23 protein-coding genes and 1 rRNA gene are annotated in these 16,186 nt (G+C 47.1%); 2 read left to right on the top strand and 22 right to left on the bottom strand.

Annotated features, from left to right (window positions below; genetic code table 11):
* The 3 genes from AC6RNO_RS31595 to AC6RNO_RS31605 form a co-directional block, all read right to left on the bottom strand.
* Positions 1 to 92 (bottom strand): 16S ribosomal RNA (locus tag AC6RNO_RS31595); the annotation flags it as partial.
* Between the two features lie 311 nt (positions 93 to 403).
* Entirely contained in the window at positions 404 to 634 is a 231-nt protein-coding gene (locus tag AC6RNO_RS31600) for a hypothetical protein (protein WP_474686373.1), read from the bottom strand.
* Positions 635 to 792: 158 nt separating this feature from the next.
* Complete coding sequence (locus AC6RNO_RS31605; RefSeq protein WP_497107882.1) at positions 793 to 1,404, bottom strand: stage II sporulation protein M; 612 nt, start codon at positions 1,402 to 1,404, stop codon at positions 793 to 795.
* 115 nt (positions 1,405 to 1,519) lie between these two features.
* Between AC6RNO_RS31605 and pdaB the strand changes: the two genes are divergently transcribed.
* Positions 1,520 to 2,302 carry a polysaccharide deacetylase family sporulation protein PdaB gene (gene pdaB / locus AC6RNO_RS31610; protein ID WP_497107883.1) on the top strand — a complete coding sequence of 261 codons (783 nt, stop codon included), beginning with the start codon at positions 1,520 to 1,522 and terminating at the stop codon, positions 2,300 to 2,302.
* A gap of 26 nt (positions 2,303 to 2,328) precedes the next feature.
* Here the strand turns inward: pdaB and AC6RNO_RS31615 are convergent, their stop codons facing one another.
* Positions 2,329 to 2,925 carry a KinB-signaling pathway activation protein gene (locus AC6RNO_RS31615; RefSeq protein ID WP_474686367.1) on the bottom strand — a complete coding sequence of 199 codons (597 nt, stop codon included), beginning with the start codon at positions 2,923 to 2,925 and terminating at the stop codon, positions 2,329 to 2,331.
* 138 nt (positions 2,926 to 3,063) lie between these two features.
* Here AC6RNO_RS31615 and gerD point away from each other — a divergent pair, with 138 nt between their 5' ends.
* Positions 3,064 to 3,864, top strand: coding sequence for a spore germination lipoprotein GerD (gerD, locus tag AC6RNO_RS31620; protein WP_474686365.1), 801 nt, complete (start codon positions 3,064 to 3,066; stop codon positions 3,862 to 3,864).
* Positions 3,865 to 3,908: 44 nt separating this feature from the next.
* On the opposite strand, the gene salA is transcribed toward gerD, so the two are convergent.
* The 18 genes from salA to rplO all read right to left on the bottom strand — a co-directional run bounded on the left by salA (position 3,909) and on the right by rplO (position 16,179).
* Positions 3,909 to 4,991: an iron-sulfur carrier protein/transcriptional regulator SalA gene (gene salA / locus AC6RNO_RS31625; protein ID WP_474686363.1), complete on the bottom strand. Its 1,083-nt coding sequence runs from the start codon at positions 4,989 to 4,991 to the stop codon at positions 3,909 to 3,911.
* 61 nt (positions 4,992 to 5,052) lie between these two features.
* Positions 5,053 to 5,808 (bottom strand): N-acetylmuramoyl-L-alanine amidase CwlD, encoded by a 756-nt coding sequence (gene cwlD / locus AC6RNO_RS31630; protein WP_474686361.1) that lies wholly within the window; start codon positions 5,806 to 5,808, stop codon positions 5,053 to 5,055.
* A gap of 71 nt (positions 5,809 to 5,879) precedes the next feature.
* On the bottom strand, positions 5,880 to 7,052 hold the full coding sequence (sat, locus tag AC6RNO_RS31635) for a sulfate adenylyltransferase (RefSeq protein ID WP_497107884.1): 1,173 nt from the start codon (positions 7,050 to 7,052) through the stop codon (positions 5,880 to 5,882).
* Between the two features lie 43 nt (positions 7,053 to 7,095).
* Complete coding sequence (locus AC6RNO_RS31640) at positions 7,096 to 7,788, bottom strand: phosphoadenylyl-sulfate reductase (RefSeq protein ID WP_474686357.1); 693 nt, start codon at positions 7,786 to 7,788, stop codon at positions 7,096 to 7,098.
* Between the two features lie 225 nt (positions 7,789 to 8,013).
* On the bottom strand, positions 8,014 to 8,406 hold the full coding sequence (gene rpsI, locus AC6RNO_RS31645; RefSeq protein WP_474686355.1) for a 30S ribosomal protein S9: 393 nt from the start codon (positions 8,404 to 8,406) through the stop codon (positions 8,014 to 8,016).
* A 20-nt stretch (positions 8,407 to 8,426) separates the two neighbouring features.
* The gene (gene rplM / locus AC6RNO_RS31650) at positions 8,427 to 8,864 is read right to left on the bottom strand and encodes a 50S ribosomal protein L13 (RefSeq protein ID WP_474686353.1); all 438 of its coding nucleotides are present in this window, start codon (positions 8,862 to 8,864) and stop codon (positions 8,427 to 8,429) included.
* Between the two features lie 150 nt (positions 8,865 to 9,014).
* Positions 9,015 to 9,797, bottom strand: a complete 783-nt coding sequence (gene truA, locus AC6RNO_RS31655) for a tRNA pseudouridine(38-40) synthase TruA (protein ID WP_474686351.1) — start codon at positions 9,795 to 9,797, stop codon at positions 9,015 to 9,017.
* Positions 9,798 to 9,899: 102 nt separating this feature from the next.
* Positions 9,900 to 10,265: a 50S ribosomal protein L17 gene (rplQ, locus tag AC6RNO_RS31660; protein ID WP_163953683.1), complete on the bottom strand. Its 366-nt coding sequence runs from the start codon at positions 10,263 to 10,265 to the stop codon at positions 9,900 to 9,902.
* A 24-nt stretch (positions 10,266 to 10,289) separates the two neighbouring features.
* Entirely contained in the window at positions 10,290 to 11,234 is a 945-nt protein-coding gene (locus tag AC6RNO_RS31665; protein ID WP_474686349.1) for a DNA-directed RNA polymerase subunit alpha, read from the bottom strand.
* 126 nt (positions 11,235 to 11,360) lie between these two features.
* The gene (gene rpsK, locus AC6RNO_RS31670) at positions 11,361 to 11,756 is read right to left on the bottom strand and encodes a 30S ribosomal protein S11 (protein WP_188178365.1); all 396 of its coding nucleotides are present in this window, start codon (positions 11,754 to 11,756) and stop codon (positions 11,361 to 11,363) included.
* Positions 11,757 to 11,774: 18 nt separating this feature from the next.
* Positions 11,775 to 12,143 carry a 30S ribosomal protein S13 gene (gene rpsM / locus AC6RNO_RS31675; RefSeq protein ID WP_474686347.1) on the bottom strand — a complete coding sequence of 123 codons (369 nt, stop codon included), beginning with the start codon at positions 12,141 to 12,143 and terminating at the stop codon, positions 11,775 to 11,777.
* A 19-nt stretch (positions 12,144 to 12,162) separates the two neighbouring features.
* Positions 12,163 to 12,276 (bottom strand): 50S ribosomal protein L36, encoded by a 114-nt coding sequence (rpmJ, locus tag AC6RNO_RS31680; protein WP_003333770.1) that lies wholly within the window; start codon positions 12,274 to 12,276, stop codon positions 12,163 to 12,165.
* A gap of 127 nt (positions 12,277 to 12,403) precedes the next feature.
* Positions 12,404 to 12,622: a translation initiation factor IF-1 gene (gene infA / locus AC6RNO_RS31685; protein ID WP_009676800.1), complete on the bottom strand. Its 219-nt coding sequence runs from the start codon at positions 12,620 to 12,622 to the stop codon at positions 12,404 to 12,406.
* Positions 12,623 to 12,624: 2 nt separating this feature from the next.
* Entirely contained in the window at positions 12,625 to 12,930 is a 306-nt protein-coding gene (locus AC6RNO_RS31690) for a hypothetical protein (protein WP_474686345.1), read from the bottom strand.
* Between the two features lie 10 nt (positions 12,931 to 12,940).
* Positions 12,941 to 13,693: a type I methionyl aminopeptidase gene (map, locus tag AC6RNO_RS31695; RefSeq protein ID WP_474686343.1), complete on the bottom strand. Its 753-nt coding sequence runs from the start codon at positions 13,691 to 13,693 to the stop codon at positions 12,941 to 12,943.
* On the bottom strand, positions 13,693 to 14,343 hold the full coding sequence (locus AC6RNO_RS31700) for an adenylate kinase (RefSeq protein WP_474686341.1): 651 nt from the start codon (positions 14,341 to 14,343) through the stop codon (positions 13,693 to 13,695). The genes map and AC6RNO_RS31700 overlap by 1 nt, the downstream gene beginning before the upstream one ends.
* Positions 14,344 to 14,431: 88 nt before the next feature.
* A complete protein-coding gene (gene secY, locus AC6RNO_RS31705) occupies positions 14,432 to 15,739 on the bottom strand; it encodes a preprotein translocase subunit SecY (protein ID WP_474686339.1) in 1,308 nt (435 codons plus the stop codon).
* A complete protein-coding gene (rplO, locus tag AC6RNO_RS31710; protein ID WP_474686337.1) occupies positions 15,739 to 16,179 on the bottom strand; it encodes a 50S ribosomal protein L15 in 441 nt (146 codons plus the stop codon). The genes secY and rplO overlap by 1 nt, the downstream gene beginning before the upstream one ends.
* Between the last annotated feature and the right edge of the window lie 7 nt (positions 16,180 to 16,186).

The raw sequence follows: 16,186 nt of genomic DNA on the forward strand, positions 1-16,186 counted from the left end.
GTCCGCCGCTATCCCCGAAGGGACCGCTCGACTTGCATGTATTAGGCACGCCGCCAGCGTTCGTCCTGAGCCAGGATCAAACTCTCCAAAAAGGTGTTACCTTATTGAAAGCTGAATAGCTCAATTTCAAAGCTGACGAGATTTTGCAATCTCTTGTTTTGGTTGATTGCTCAACGCTTCTTCACTCGTTGTTCAGTTTTCAAAGAACAATTTCCATCCTTCTTGCTTCGCCACCGTTTTAGCGGCGACTTTTATAATATAACATGTTCGCCTACTCAATTGCAAGTGTTTTTTTACTTTTATTTTAAAAAAGTTTTTCATTCACTTCATCACTGAGCTCTTCTTTCGAAGCGGCGAGATATAAAATAACATACTTTTAGAGGGTAAGTCAAGCCTATACCCTCTATTTTTTTTCCACTTGATAATTCCGGTTTCGTGCGTACTTGGAAATTTCCTTGGGGGAAGCCAATCGTGCATACATCCTGAAAATGACTTTGTATCTGGATTCAATGGCTCCTTTTATTTCTTGGTCGATCCTTTTGTCGTTTAAATCGAACAACATCTCGTCCAATTCTTTGCGAAGCACGTAATCCAGTTCCCTGCATTCGCGTTCATTAAACAAAAATCCAAGCATAAATCCATTCAAACCCCTCTCGACTGTAGATACAGACTTCAAAAACAAGGATTTATGGCAGTATCCCGGCAGGTGACATGAAGTGGCACGTCTCCCTTTCCGCTTTACTGTTATGCTCAGATTTTCCTTTTTTTATGAGGATTATTTTCAAATATTTTTTACCGATGAAGCAACCAATAAGTTAAAGTACTTTCGATGACAGCCGCCACAAATAAAGCGCCAACAAGCAGGATAGTTAAAGGTTTCGTTAACTTCAATACTTGGGCAAGCTCCGATCGGGCGGTTCTGGCGTGATCGGGAATGAACATCTGGAACCCGTTTTTCCAAACGAGCATCCCTAATTTCAATCCGTACGCGCAGGCCAGCAGAATGGCCGGAATTTCGATGATGCCGTGAGGCAGAATGCCCTTCAGAATAAGCGCCACGGTGCTTTCTTGGCTTTTCAAAGAAAGAACGAAGCCCAGTACCATTCCGTTGGCTACCAGCATAAAAAGCGGCAAAACGCCAAACAAAAGACCTAAAAACATAATGACGACAGCCTTGATCGCATTATTCAAAAAAATAACGATGAAAAACATCAATTGCGGATTGTCTTTACTGTTCAATGCTTCGCTTAGCGATTTAATGCCCTTGAGTTGTCCTTCAAGAAAGTTCGAAAATGAGCCCGAATAGGCCCAGCCCATGTAGAGACCAAATGCAAAAACAAGAACAGATGCAATAAAATAGTGTTTCATTTCCTTAAAATGATGGAACAACGGTTGAAATTTCACGTTTGATTTCCTCCCGACATTTGGAAGCATAAGTGGAGTGTGTACGAGCATACATTGATTGTAAAACTAATAAACAAGCCTTACCCGCTGTAGGGCGTCAAGGAGGCTCTTGTCAGTGAACTATTTTCTGGTGATGAACGGCAAAAAAATAAAGCAATATCTATTCATTGCGGTTGCTATTATATTCGCCGCGGCGATCGTGTATTCGGAGCAAAGCAACATTTCCGTCTTCTCGAGCAGCGAGCCGGCGGCGATCTACAGCGTGCAGACTGACAAAAAAATCATTGCTTTAACTTTCGATATCAGCTGGGGCGAGAAACGAACGGAGCCGATTCTAAAAGTACTTGAAGACAAGGGCGTCAAGAATGCGACTTTTTTCCTTTCCTCCCCCTGGAGCAAAAGCCATCCCGAAATTGTAGCGAAAATTAAAAAGGACGGCTTCGAAATTGCGAGCCACGGACATAAGCATGCCAATTACAGCACTTTGAGCGATGAAGAAATCCGCAAGCAAATTTCTACAGCACATGAGATTTTGACTGAATTAGTCGGAAAAGAGCCGAATTTGATTCGCATGCCGAATGGCGATTTCGACAAAAGAGTGCTGCGGATCGCGAATGACTTGGGATATTCCGTCATACAATGGGACACCGACTCCCAAGACTGGTTGAATAAAGGCGTCGATAATATCGTGGGTCGCGTCGTTTCCAAAGCTCATCCCGGTGACATCGTATTGCTTCACGCCAGCGATTCCAGCAAGCAAACGCATGAGGCGCTGCCGGCCATTATCGACCAGCTCCGGGCCAAAGGATACGAGTTTGTTACCGTCAGTGAATTGATCAAGCAGACTCAAGTCGATAATAAACCGGTCGAAGATCAGGCGATGAAACACGTTTATTAAAACTCGCAAGAAAGAGCTAGCCCGGACTAGCTCTTTTTGTTGTCCAAAATTTTATGCAGAATCAGAATTTGCCAAGCGTTGCATGCAATCAGCGGAGACAGCATAAACCAGCTGGAAGCCGAATTATCGAGCTTTAGCGCAGGAACTGCCTCACAAACGGTAACGGCAAGCATAAAGAACAGAGTGGGAATAAAAGCGCTGCGATTTGTCAGCTTGACTTTCCAATACGCGACGCCCAAGGCAATAATCAGCAAGACGACAGGCATTATTGAATAGGTTATAATCGTCCCTGAGTTGGCGAAGCTTGAATAACGCAAATATACAAGATCAAATAATACTACAATGACAATTGCCAATTGGAGAAAATCCCAGACCGTTTTGGAGCGAATAATTCCGGCAACAATGAATCTCACGATTAAATAAGCGAAAAAACCCATCTGACTCAGCACGCTTATGGTTGCTCCGCCCAATATCATATAGGACAGATTGATGCCTACAGCCGACAAGCCCATGACCGAAAATTCGCGATCCGAATATTGCATAATAAGACCGATAATGGTAGATACAATCATTCCGATGACCAAAGTCGTCCAAAACAAATGAAACCATTTGCGCAAAGTCAAGTTTATTAACCCCCAAACATGAAATCTAATAGTTAATTGTACCAACGTTTTCGGCAAAAAGCCAATGAATGGCGGTCATATTCTTTCCCGAACGACACATACTATCGATATCAAGCCAGGGAAAGGAGCAGGAGTTTCATGTTGAAGAATAGGCTAAAAAAGCTGCAAATTATACCTATTTTCCTGATGACTGTTCTTCTTGCATCGTGCGGGTCGGACAGTTCCTCTTCACAAGGCGCTTCTCAAGGAAGCAATTATAAAGATACGAAATCCATGGTGCTCGATATTTTGAAATCAGATGACGGCAAAAAGGCGATCACAGCCGCGACACAGGGCGGTTCGGGAGGCAGTTCAGGCGGTGGGGCAAGTTCCAGCAGCGCAGGCGGACAATCTCAAATCAAGCTGCTTTCCTCCAATGAGTCCCTCCATCTCCAAATGGCCGTCAAGGATGTTTTGACAGCTCAGGAAAACAATAAATTTCTTCAAGATATGATGAAAGACCCGAAATTTGCAGGCGATTTTGCCAAAGCGATTAAAACCGATACCAAACAAATGTTCAAAGAACTGCTCAAAGATCCTGAATACCAAAAATCGCTGGTTGATGTAATGAAAAATCCGGACTACGAGAAAATGATGATGGATTCGATGAAAACTGCGCCTTATCGTCAACAAATGATGACAGTTATGCAGGACGCGGTGAAAAGCCCTCTGTTCCGGGCGCAAATGATCGATTTGCTCAAAGCGGCCATCGAGCAGCAGAGCCAGCCTCAGCAGTTGTCCCAACAAGGCAAGAAAGGCGATCAAAGCGGCGGCGGCAAAGGCGGCGGGCAAGGAGATTCGGAAGGGGAAAGCAAGAAAAAGGATGACAGCGAGAAGAAGAAAAAGGATTCCGACTCCGGCTCTGACTCCGATTCTGATTCTTCCGATTCCAGCGGTTGATAAAAGGAAAAGGACTAACGGTCAAATCGCCGCTAGTCCTTTGTTTAATTTTCCAACTTATGGATAACTGTTTCCGCAACATCCAGATATATTTGCCCCGCGGTCGTCTCCGCTTTATAAACCGATGGAGAGTAATCCTTTTCGGAAATATGGTTGTCGGGAGCGCCGAGCGGGATTTGGGCCAACAGCTCGCTGTGCAGCTCTTCGGCCAGCTTCGCGCCTCCGCCCCGGCCAAAGATATAGTCTTTGGCTCCGCACGATTTGCATTCGTAATACGACATATTTTCTATGATTCCGATGATGTCGTGATTCGTCTGCACAGCCATCGCCCCCGCCCGCGCGGCTACGAAAGCTGCTGTCGCATGCGGTGTCGTCACGATGATTTCTTTGCTCTGCGGAATCATTTGATGGACGTCCAGCGCTACGTCGCCTGTGCCGGGAGGCAGATCAAGCAAAATGTAGTCCACGTCGCCCCAATCCACTTCGTTGAAAAAATTGCGCAGCATTTTGCCCAGCATAGGACCGCGCCAAATGACCGGAGCGTTATCCTGGACGAAGAAGCCCATGGAGATCACTTTTACGCCGTATTTTTCCACAGGAATGATCGTGCTGCCAACGACCTGCGGACGGTCTTCAATGCCCATCATATCCGGGATGCTGAAGCCGTATATATCGGCATCGACGATCCCGACTTTTTTGCCCTTGCGAGCCAAAGCAACGGCCAAGTTGACTGTAACGGTCGATTTGCCGACTCCGCCTTTGCCGCTTGCCACTGCGATGAACTGCACCTTGGAATCTTCGCCTAAAACGGCTTTTTTAGCCGATACAGCTTCTTCCTGATGGCCCGGGGATTGCAGCGCCTCTTCGATTTGATTTTTCTCATAATCGGTTATGGGACGGAAGCGGATATGTACTTGCGATATGCCGATTTCTTTTAAAAACCCTTCGATCGTCTTTCTGGCTTGTTCCTTATACGCTTCTTCCTCTACAGTCGTAATGAGGCTGAGCGAGATGCTATCTTCTTTAATCATGATATCCCGAACCAGATTCAAATCCGTAACGCTCTGTTTGTACCGCGGGTCCACAAAAGGTTTCAGAGCCTGCAGCAGTTGTTCTTTTGTGATCATAGCCATCCACACACCTTTACCGAGACAAAGTATTATGCGGGTCTATTATATCACAAATTGATCAAGAACCCACTTTTTCACCGGCATAATACCGCAGGATGCCTTGGTAGATGGAGGCGGCTATTTTTTGCTGATACTTCTCATTGTTCAGAAGTCTTGCTTCTTCCGGATTGGAAAGAAAGCCGACTTCGACCAGTACGCTGGGAATGGACAACGTTTTTAACAAATACACCGTCTTATCCGCTTGTTTGGCCACTCTGTCCGTATTCTCCAAATTTTTCACGAATTCGCTTTGAATCAATGCCGCCAAGTTCGAATTGTCCTTGTTGTTCGGGTAGAAGAACGTTTGTGCACCTCTCCATTTTTGGGAGGGAATGCTGTTCAGGTGAACGCTGAGGAACAGATCCGCTTTTTTATCGATAATGAAATCGGCACGATTGTGGAGATCCTCGGTTTTTCGTTTGCTGTAGCCTTTGGTGCCGGGCGAGGCCAGATCCTTGTCTTCCTCCCTGGTCATGACAACAACGGCGCCGGATTGCTGCAAATAGTCGCGAAGGTATAGCGTGATGGCCAAATTTATGTCTTTTTCGATAACGCCTTCCTTGCTCGAGGCGCCGCCGTCCGGGCCGCCATGTCCTGCATCCAGCGCAATCGTTTTTCCCGATAAGGGCAGCGTAAATTCGCTCCATGTTTTCGTAGCCGGCAATTCATACGTATAAATGAACACCATCAAGCCGAGCAGAACGGCCGACAACCCCAACTTCAGGGCCCCGTTTAAAGTCAACCAGACAATCAGCCTGCTCTTCCTTTTGCGCATAAAAAATCCACCTCTGTTCCCCATAGACTCTGTAACATCTATATGGGACAGGGTGGACAAATATACCTTGCTTACACTTGATATTCGGGGTCTCTGAGCCCTTCAATCAACACCTGCGCAACCTCCGGACGCGTGAACTCGGGAGGCGGACATTGACCGTCTCTCAGCAAGCCGCGGACTTTCGTACCGGAAAGATGCAAGTGAACGGACTTGTCGTGCGGGCATGTTTTGCTGGAAGCCATGTTGCCGCATTTCGTGCAGAAGAAGCTGTGCTCGAAGAACAGCGGCGTGATGCCGATTTCCTCAGCCGTAAAGTTGCTGAAAATTTCCTGCGCTTCGTAAGTGCCGTAATAGTCGCCTACGCCGGCGTGGTCGCGGCCAACGATGAAATGCGTGCAGCCGTAGTTTTTGCGCACCATGGCATGCAGAATCGCTTCACGCGGGCCTGCATAACGCATAGCGGCGGGATACACGCCCAGGAAGGTACGATCCTTCGGATAATAGTTTTCGAGTAGCACGAGGTAGCTTTTCATGCGTACGTCCGCCGAAATATCATCGGACTTCGTTTCCCCTACAAGCGGGTTCAGGAACAAGGCGTCAACGATTTCCATCGCCGATTTTTGAATGTACTCATGAGCGCGGTGAACCGGGTTGCGCGTTTGGAAACCGACTACCGTTTTCCAACCCTTTTCCGCGAAAATGCGGCGGGTTTCGGCCGGATCGAAGTAAAACTCTTCGAACTTCTTGGGCTTCGGACGGTTCAACAGCTGAATCGGTCCTCCCAGGTTTGTAGTCGGGCGCGAGAACAGCTTATCTACGCCCGGATGTGCCATATCGTCGGTTTTAAACACTTTGACGGCCTCATTCTGCCGGTCTACCGTGTATATGCTCGTTACATCCAGGATCGCGTAAGTTACGTTATCTTCTTCGCCGACAAGAGCAACCTGCTCGCCCGTTTGAAGCGTTGCCGCGACTTCCGCATTCACCGAAAGAGTAATAGGTATGCTCCACACCGTTCCGTTAGCAAGCCGCATGTTTTCTACGACCGATACGTAGTCCCGTTCATCCAAAAAACCGGTTAAAGGTGAAAATGCGCCAACCGCGATCAAATCAAGATCGGAAATCGTCCATGCATTTACGCGAATTTGTTTCAAAGCGGCAGCCTGCTGAAGAACGCGTTCCTTGTCCTCTTGCGGCACCAAGCGGTTGATCAGCTCTCCGCCATGCGGTTGAATCCTTGTCATTACGTACTACCTCCGTAAACGTTAATTATGATCGCAAAAACGATTATTTATGAAGTCCGCACTCTGTTTTCTCAAAGCTAGCCCAACGGCCTGCGCGCGGGTCTTCTCCAGCCGCTACAGGGCGTGTGCAGTGCTCGCAGCCGATGCTTGGAAAGTTGCGGTCATGCAGCGGATTGTAAATGACGTTATTCTCGCGAATGTAGTTCCACACATCTTCCGAAGTCCAGCTGGCGAGAGGGTTGAACTTGATCAGACCGAATTTCACGTCATACTCGACTTTCTTGGCGTTAGCACGCGTAGGGGCTTGGTCGCGGCGGATGCCGGTAATCCACGCGTCGTAGTTTTTAAGAATGTCCGTCAACGGATCGACTTTGCGGATGTTGCAGCATGCGGTAGGATCGCTTTTCCAAAGCTCATCGCCATGCTTTTGCGCCTGCTCTTCGAGCGTCAGCTTCGGCAGAACCTGAACGAACTTTTTGCCGTAGTGCTGCTCCAAGCGATCTCTCGTTTCATAGGTTTCAACAAAGTGAACGTTAGTGTCCAAGTAAAAAATATCTACATTCGGATTAATTTTTTGCAGCATATCTACTAATACTACATCTTCAGCGCCAAAACTGCACGCAAGCGTAAGACTAGGGAATGTTTCGACAGCAAGTTTAAGTACAGCTTCAGCGGATTGGTTTTCGAATTCTTCAGCCGCTTTGGCTACAAAAGCTTCTTTTTCAAAAAGGTTCATGACTTCAATTCCTCCCTCGGAAAATATATCCGACTATTATCATATGAATTATCTTAATTATAACTGACTTCTGTATCCTGTCAATGACTTTTTGCCATTTTGGTTTAAACTCGTTGAAATCAAAAAGTCAGTATACGAATCTGCAGCAGTTTTCGTGAAAAAGAAAAAACCTTTCCGGCAAGTTGCCGAAAAGGTTCTCTCTTAAGCGCACAATGGCGCTGCATATTAACGTTTGGAGAATTGAGGCGCACGACGTGCAGCTTTCAATCCGTATTTTTTACGTTCTTTCATACGAGGATCGCGAGTCAGGAAGCCTGCTTTTTTCAAAGATCCGCGATACTCAGGGTCAGCTTTGAGCAGCGCACGGGAAATGCCGTGACGGATGGCTCCAGCTTGTCCGCTGATTCCGCCGCCGTGCGCGAGAACCAGAACATCGTATTTGCCCAATGTTTCTGTCAGGTTCAGCGGTTGTTTCACGATCAGCTTCAAAGTTTCCAGACCGAAATATTCGTCCAGATTACGTTTATTAATAATGATGCGTCCTTCACCCGGTACAAGGCGCACACGCGCTACCGAATGCTTACGACGACCCGTTCCATAGTATTGAACTTGTGCCACAAAACAGTCCTCCCTTTATATTATCCGCGAAGATTCCAAACTTCAGGTTGTTGTGCTTGATGTGGATGCTCAGCACCGGCATAAACTTTCAGCTTTGTTTTCAAGCTGTCGCCAAGACGGTTCTTAGGAAGCATACCGTGTACAGCCAATTCGATGATGCGATCCGGCTTGTTGTTCAGCATATCCTGAGCGGACGTTACTTTCAATCCACCTGGATACAAGGAGTGACGGTAGTACATTTTGTTTTGCAATTTCTTACCGGTTAAATGAATTTGGGAAGCATTGATGACAATGACAAAATCCCCGGTGTCTACGTGCGGAGTGAACTCCGGCTTATGCTTTCCGCGGATGATGCTGGCCACTTCACTTGCCAGACGGCCAAGTGTTTGACCTGCTGCGTCAACAATGTACCATTTACGCTCAACTTCATTTGGCTTAGCCATATATGTGGTACGCATGCTTAATCCTCCTAAAATATATCTCGTAACATGTTCATGAGTTATTTTAACAATTATCGATGGATGTTGTGGCCGAATCCGTGATCCGGGGCCGTGGGATAGCCGATCAAGAAACGCCAAGTAATATTTTACACGAAACCGTAGGCAGAATCAAGCAAATATTTCTTCATCATCATACTCCACGTTCCACAACATGAGACCGATCGCTTCTGCAGTCGGACCTGCTTGACTGCGGTCTCTCGCTTCCAAAATGCACAGCATATCGCCGCTCTTTTTCTTGCCTTCGCCGATTTGCAGCAGCGTGCCCATAATGATCCGCACCATATTGTAAAGGAAGCCGTTTCCCGAAACAATCAAGCGTATCCGGGCTATGTTTCCTTTGGCAAAAGGCTCGTCATACTCCACCTCGAGGCGGGCCTCGTAAAGCGTTCTGACTTTCACTTCCTTATCCGTTCTTACCGTGCAAAATGAAGTAAAGTCATGCTCGCCGATCAAACACGGCAGCGCCTCTATCATCGCCTCCACGTTTAAACGCGTCGGATGATGATACTCATAATTGCGGTGAAAAACGTCCGGAAATCGAGCCGTACGCACCGTATAGCAATACGTCTTGCGCTTGGCGCCTTTGCGAGAATGGAAGGAGAGCGGAACTTCTTCCGCCGTATGGGCGACGATATCTCTGGGCAATCTGGCATTAAGAGCGAGGCACCAGCGTTCCACCGGTATTTTGGATTCCGTCGTAAAGTTAATCACTTGCGCTTTCGCATGAACCCCCGCATCCGTCCGGCCGGAAGAGATGACTTTCACTCTCTCGCCGGTCAGCATGTGGACGGCCTGCTCGAGCCTGTCTTGAATCGTATCCGCATTGGGCTGCGTCTGAAAGCCGGAGTAAGCCGTGCCATCATAGCTGATCGTAAACCGCAGATTTCTCAAGCGTTTTATTCCTCCGACAAACCATTGTTCCGCCGCTTCCAAGACTGCAAAAAAAGGGCTTCATCAGAATCAGCAGATTCTGTCCACCCTTTCCCATCCGTCTTATGCTCGATCTACAAGCTCTAGGTAAACCATAGGCGCTGCGTCTCCGCGGCGTGGTCCCAGTTTCAGGATACGCGTGTATCCGCCTGGACGCTCGGAGTAACGAGTTGCCAGTTCGGAGAAAAGCTTTTGAATCGCATCTTGATTCTCATTAGCAGCTTCTCTGCGAACAAAAGCAGCCACCTGACGGCGTGCATGAAGATCTCCGCGTTTCGCGAGTGTAATCAGCTTCTCAGCGATGGAACGAATCTCTTTTGCTTTTGCTTCGGTTGTTTGTATACGTTCATGTATGAACAGATCCGTTACCAGATCACGGAATAATGCTTTACGATTACTGGAATCGCGGTTCAATTTCCTGTAGTTCATTGAATTAACCTCCTTCTGACTGGATTATTCCTCTGTACGCAAGCCAAGGCCGAGCTCTTCGAGCTTCTCTTGAACTTCTTCAAGCGATTTGCGTCCCAAGTTGCGCACTTTCATCATATCTTCTTCTGTTTTGGTAATCAGCTCTTGTACCGTGTTGATGCCGGCACGCTTCAGGCAGTTGTAAGAGCGAACGGAAAGATCCAGCTCTTCGATCGTCATCTCGAGAACTTTTTCTTTCTTGTCTTCTTCCTTCTCCACCATGATCTCGGCATCCTTCGCTTCATCCGTCAAACCGACGAACAGGAACAAATGCTCCGTCAAGATTTTGGCGCCCAAGCTTACCGCTTCTTCAGGTCTGATGCTTCCATCGGTCCACACTTCGAGGGTCAGTTTATCATAGTTTGTCACTTGGCCGACACGAGTATTCTCGACACTGTAGTTTACGCGGGTAATCGGCGTGTAAATCGAATCGATAGGAATAACTCCGATCGGCTGGTCTTCACGCTTATTCTTGTCCGATTGAACATAACCGCGGCCTCTGCCTGCATGAATCCTCAAATGAAGACGAGCATCAGGAGACAAAGTCGCAATGTGCAGATCCGGATTGAGAATCTCCACATCACTATCACCGCGGATATCCGCTGCGGTAATATTCCCTTCTCCCTCAGCATCAATTTCAAGTACTTTCTCCTCATCGGAGTGAATTTTCAACGATAGGCCCTTAAGGTTGAGGATAATTTCCGTTACATCCTCAAGCACGCCAGGGATCGTCGAGAACTCATGCAAAACGCCATCGATTTGGACAGAGGTTACTGCAGCACCCGGTAAAGAGGACAGCAAGATACGACGTAGTGAGTTACCTAATGTGGTACCGTAGCCCCGTTCCAACGGCTCTACGACAAATTTGCCATAGGCGCCGTCTTCACTTAAAGCTACAGTTTCTATTTTTGGCTTTTCAATTTCGATCATGAAATGTACCCTCCATTCAAAACGTCGTTTCCCTCTGGATACTTCGGTAAAAATTTGATAGTATGCCTATCCTTCAAAACCATTATTCACGATTTTGAGATATTTATACTACAAAGTATGCCTGAATTATACGCGACGGCGTTTTGGAGGACGGCAGCCATTGTGAGGAACCGGAGTTACGTCTTTAATCAGGTTCACTTCAAGACCTGCTGCTTGCAAAGAACGAATTGCTGCTTCGCGGCCAGCGCCAGGGCCTTTAACCATGACTTCAACAGTTTTCAAACCGTGCTCCATAGCTGCTTTTGCTGCGGATTCTGCTGCCATTTGCGCTGCAAAAGGCGTGCTTTTACGGGAACCTTTGAAACCGAGGTTTCCTGAACTTGCCCAGGAAATCGCGTTGCCATGAGGATCCGTAATGGTAACGATAGTGTTGTTGAACGTGGAACGGATATGTGCCACGCCGGACTCAATATTTTTGCGGTCACGACGTTTCGTACGGACTACTTTTTTAGGTTTTGCCATTAGCTCTAACCCCCTTTATTATTTCTTCTTGTTAGCTACTGTACGACGAGGACCTTTACGCGTACGAGCATTCGTTTTAGTACGTTGTCCGCGAACAGGAAGGCCGCGGCGGTGACGAAGACCACGATACGATCCGATCTCGATCAGACGCTTGATGTTCAGGGAGATTTCACGACGCAGATCGCCTTCAACTTTCAGCGTTTTGTCGATTACATCACGAATTTTGCTCACTTCGTCTTCAGTCAGGTCGCGAACGCGAGTGTTCTCGCTAATTCCTGTAGCGCTGACGATTTTTTGAGCTGTTGTATTGCCGATACCGAAAATGTAAGTCAAAGCGATAACTACACGCTTATCACGAGGTAAGTCAACTCCAGCTATACGTGCCATTTACAGGCTGCACCTCCTTTTATCCTTGTTTTTGTTTGTGTTTCGGATTTTCACAGATAACCATTACATTGCCTTTGCGGCGAATAACTTTACATTTCTCGCAGATCGGTTTAACCGACGGTCTTACCTTCATTTTTAACCCCTCCTATAAAGATTTCTTCAAGAAATCTTGTATCGTAAGCACCATGTTGCGTTTTCGTTAGAAAACTTGCTTCGTAAGCATACGCCTTGAGAGAGTAACTTACATATAAGCCGAACATTTATTTAAAACGGTAGGTTATACGGCCTCTTGTTAAATCATAAGGCGATAATTCTACGGTAACCTTGTCTCCGGGCAAAATGCGGATAAAGTGCATTCTGATTTTACCGGATACATGGGCTAGGATTTTATGACCATTTTCCAATTCAACCTTAAACATTGCATTCGGAAGAGGTTCAATCACTGTACCTTCTACTTCAATTACATCTTCTTTGGCCACAGTCATTCTCCTTTCTCTTGTGCTTCAACTTGCAGACGATCTACGAATTTGGCAATTGCGAACCGCAACTTCCCATTAGTTACACGGCCTGTTTCCCTGATGCTTGACTCGACTTCGCTGCTGATTGCATCCTGCAATTGAAGGTGGTTCAGGTTCTTCTTCTTCGGCTGATCGAATTTGCGCTTATCACCGTCTGCGAGCAGCACAAAACGGGAATCTACAATTCCGATCACGACCGCATATTCTCCGGGATCTCTGCCGCGAAGCACCTTTACGATCTGGCCCAGTTGTGGAGTTAGGCTATCCACTCTTTATCACCTACGCTTTAGGCAAAGTTAGTATTTCATAACCGTCTGCCGTAATTGCTATCGTATGTTCAAAGTGAGCACATAGTGTTCCATCCACCGTAACTACGGTCCAATCGTCTTCGAGTGTTTTGACAAACCTTTCGCCAACGATCACCATTGGCTCAATGGCTAATACCATACCCGGTTTCAAGCGTGGTCCTTTGTCCGGTATGCCGTAGTTCGGAATTTGCGGCTCTTCGTGAAGATCCGTGCCAATCCCGTGCCCGACATACTCCCTGACTACGGAGAAGCCTGCATCTTCAATACAGGTTTGGATCGCATGCGACAGCGTGTAAAGCCTGGCATCCGGTTTTGCCTCGGCTAGACCTTGATAGAGCGACTTTTCGGTAACTTCCAATAAACGCTTGGCGGTTTCCGTGATTTCGCCTACCGGATAGGTCCATGCGGAATCTCCATGATAGCCCTTATAGCGAGCCCCGATATCGATGCTGATTATATCGCCCTCTGCCAGCTTTCTTGGACCAGGAATACCGTGAACTAATTCATCGTTGACTGAAGCACAGATGCTGCCTGGAAAACCGTTGTAGCCTTTAAAAGATGGAGTTGCTCCCTGACTGCGAATGTATTCCTCTGCGATCTGATCAAGTTCTTTCGTTGTAATGTTCGGACGAATCGCCCTTGCCAGCAAGCGGTGCGTCTCTGCTACGATCCGACCTGCTTCTCGCATAAGGTCCAGTTCAACCTCGGACTTACAAATGATCATTACGCCAGACCTCTTATCAGTGAGCTGATTTGTTCGGTTACCGCATTAATATCCTGTTCCCCGTTAACCTCACGCAACATTTCCCTCTTTTGGTAGTAATCCAACAGTGGAGCCGTTTTGTTTGTGTACTCATCCAGGCGGGTACCGACTTTTTCTTCCGTATCGTCAGATCTTTGATACAATTCACCGGAGCATTTATCGCATACGCCTTCTTGCTTCGGCGGATTGAAGACGACATGATACGTAGCGCCACAGGATTTGCAAATTCTGCGGCCCGTAAGTCGTGGAAGCAGATAGCTGCGATCGACGGCAAGATTGATGACAAGCTCAATCTTCTTGCCCAGGGATTCCACGATTTCGTTCAAAGCATCCGCCTGGGCGACGGTTCTGGGGAACCCGTCAAGCAAGAAGCCTTTATCGCAATCCGGCTGCGCAAGCCGTTCTTTCACAATACCGTTCGTGATTTCATCCGGAACCAGAAGTCCCTTATCCACATATCCCTTAGCCTCGACTCCGAGCGGCGTTCCTTGGCTCATCGCCAAACGGAATGCATCGCCGGTTGAAATATGAGGAATTTGAAATTCGCTTACGATTTTTTCCGCCTGCGTACCTTTGCCTGCACCAGGAGGACCCATAAAAATAACGTTCACTTTTAACTCCCTCCCATCGCACTCGGCAATACGAACAGCACAATAGGTGCCGATGTCGCAAAATAAACGCCCCATCAGAACCTATTTGCTATTTATTGATAAAACCTTTGTAATGTCGCTTGATCAATTGGCTCTCGATTTGTTTCATCGTCTCAAGACCAACGCCTACTACGATCAATAGTGAAGTTCCACCGATTCTAACCGAAGTAGGAAGACCTGCAAGCCCTCCGAACAGCATCGGCAAAATCGAAATGGCTGACAAAAACAAAGCGCCCGACAAAGTAATTCTGGTCATTACTCGCGTCAGATAAACAGAAGTTGTTTTACCAGGACGAATGCCCGGGATGTATCCGCCGTTCTTTTTCATCTGATCGGCCATCTGAACAGGATTGATTTGTACAAACGTGTAGAAGTAGGTGAACCCGATAATCAGCAGCACGTAAAGCACGATCGCGAGCGGAGCTGTCTGGTTAATGCTCAAGTTAGTAATGATCCACTCGGCAACCACGTTTCCTCTCCAGTAACTTGCAATGGTCGGAGGGAACATGAGCAGTGACAAAGCAAAGATTACAGGAATTACACCAGCCGCATTCACTTTCAGAGGGATGTGGGTCGTTTGACCGCCGTACATTTTTCTTCCAACCACACGCTTCGCGTATTGGACCGGAATTTTACGTACCCCCTGTTGAACGAAAATCACCCCGGCAATGATCAAAATTACGACCAAAGCAATGATGACGAGTTTTACGATGTTAAGGAACAAAGCTCCCTCTGCGTTGGCAAAGAGTGTTTTGTAAATTTGCTGGATGCCAGTCGGAATCGCCGCGACGATCCCTGCAAAGATGATAATGGAAATACCGTTTCCAATCCCATACTCGGTGATTTGCTCTCCAAGCCACATCAAGAAGGCAGTTCCTGCCGTCAGCACGATGGCAATTAACGCAAATGTTGTAAAGCCAGGCGTAATAACAAGCCCGCTGTACAGACGGTTAAAGCCGATCGAAAGTCCAAACGCTTGAATCAACCCTAAGACGATCGTTCCGTAACGGGTAATCTGCGTCATCTTCTTTCTTCCGACTTCGCCCTCTTTCGCCCATTGCGCAAAGCGTGGAATTACATCCATGGACAAAAGCTGAACGATAATCGAAGCTGTGATGTACGGCATGATCCCCATCGCGAAAATCGAAAATTGGAAGAGCGCTCCACCAGAGAACGTGTTGAGCAAACCAAAGACGTCATTCTGATTGGTCTGGTCTTGCAGCTTCAAAACATCTGTATTAATGTTCGGCACCGGGATAAAGGCACCTACTCTGTAGACGATCAGCATAATAAGAGTGAAAATAATTCTTCTTCGCAGATCCTCTACCTTGAAGATGTTGGATATGGTATTGAACATTAAATCACCTCGGTTTGACCGCCGGCAGCTTGGATTTTCTCAATTGCGGATTGAGAGAACTTATTCGCTTTTACGGTTAATTTTACTGTAATTTCACCGTTTCCTAAAATCTTGATGCCATCTTTAGGAGCCTTAACAATACCAGTCTCCAGCAATACTTCTGGAGTTACTTCGGTACCAGCTGCGAAATTGTTCAGATCCTCCAAGTTCACAATTGCAAACTCTTTACGGAAGCGGTTGTTGAAACCACGTTTAGGCAAACGACGGTACAACGGATTTTGTCCACCTTCGAAACCAGGACGAACGCCTCCGCCGGAACGTGCATTTTGACCTTTATGACCGCGAGTTGCTGTTTTACCCATACCACTACCAGTACCGCGACCAACGCGCTTACGAGTGTGACGAGAACCAGTTGCGGAGCTAAGCTCATGTAACTTCATCGTTGCA

It is taken from the genome of Paenibacillus sp. sgz302190, assembly GCF_059820445.1.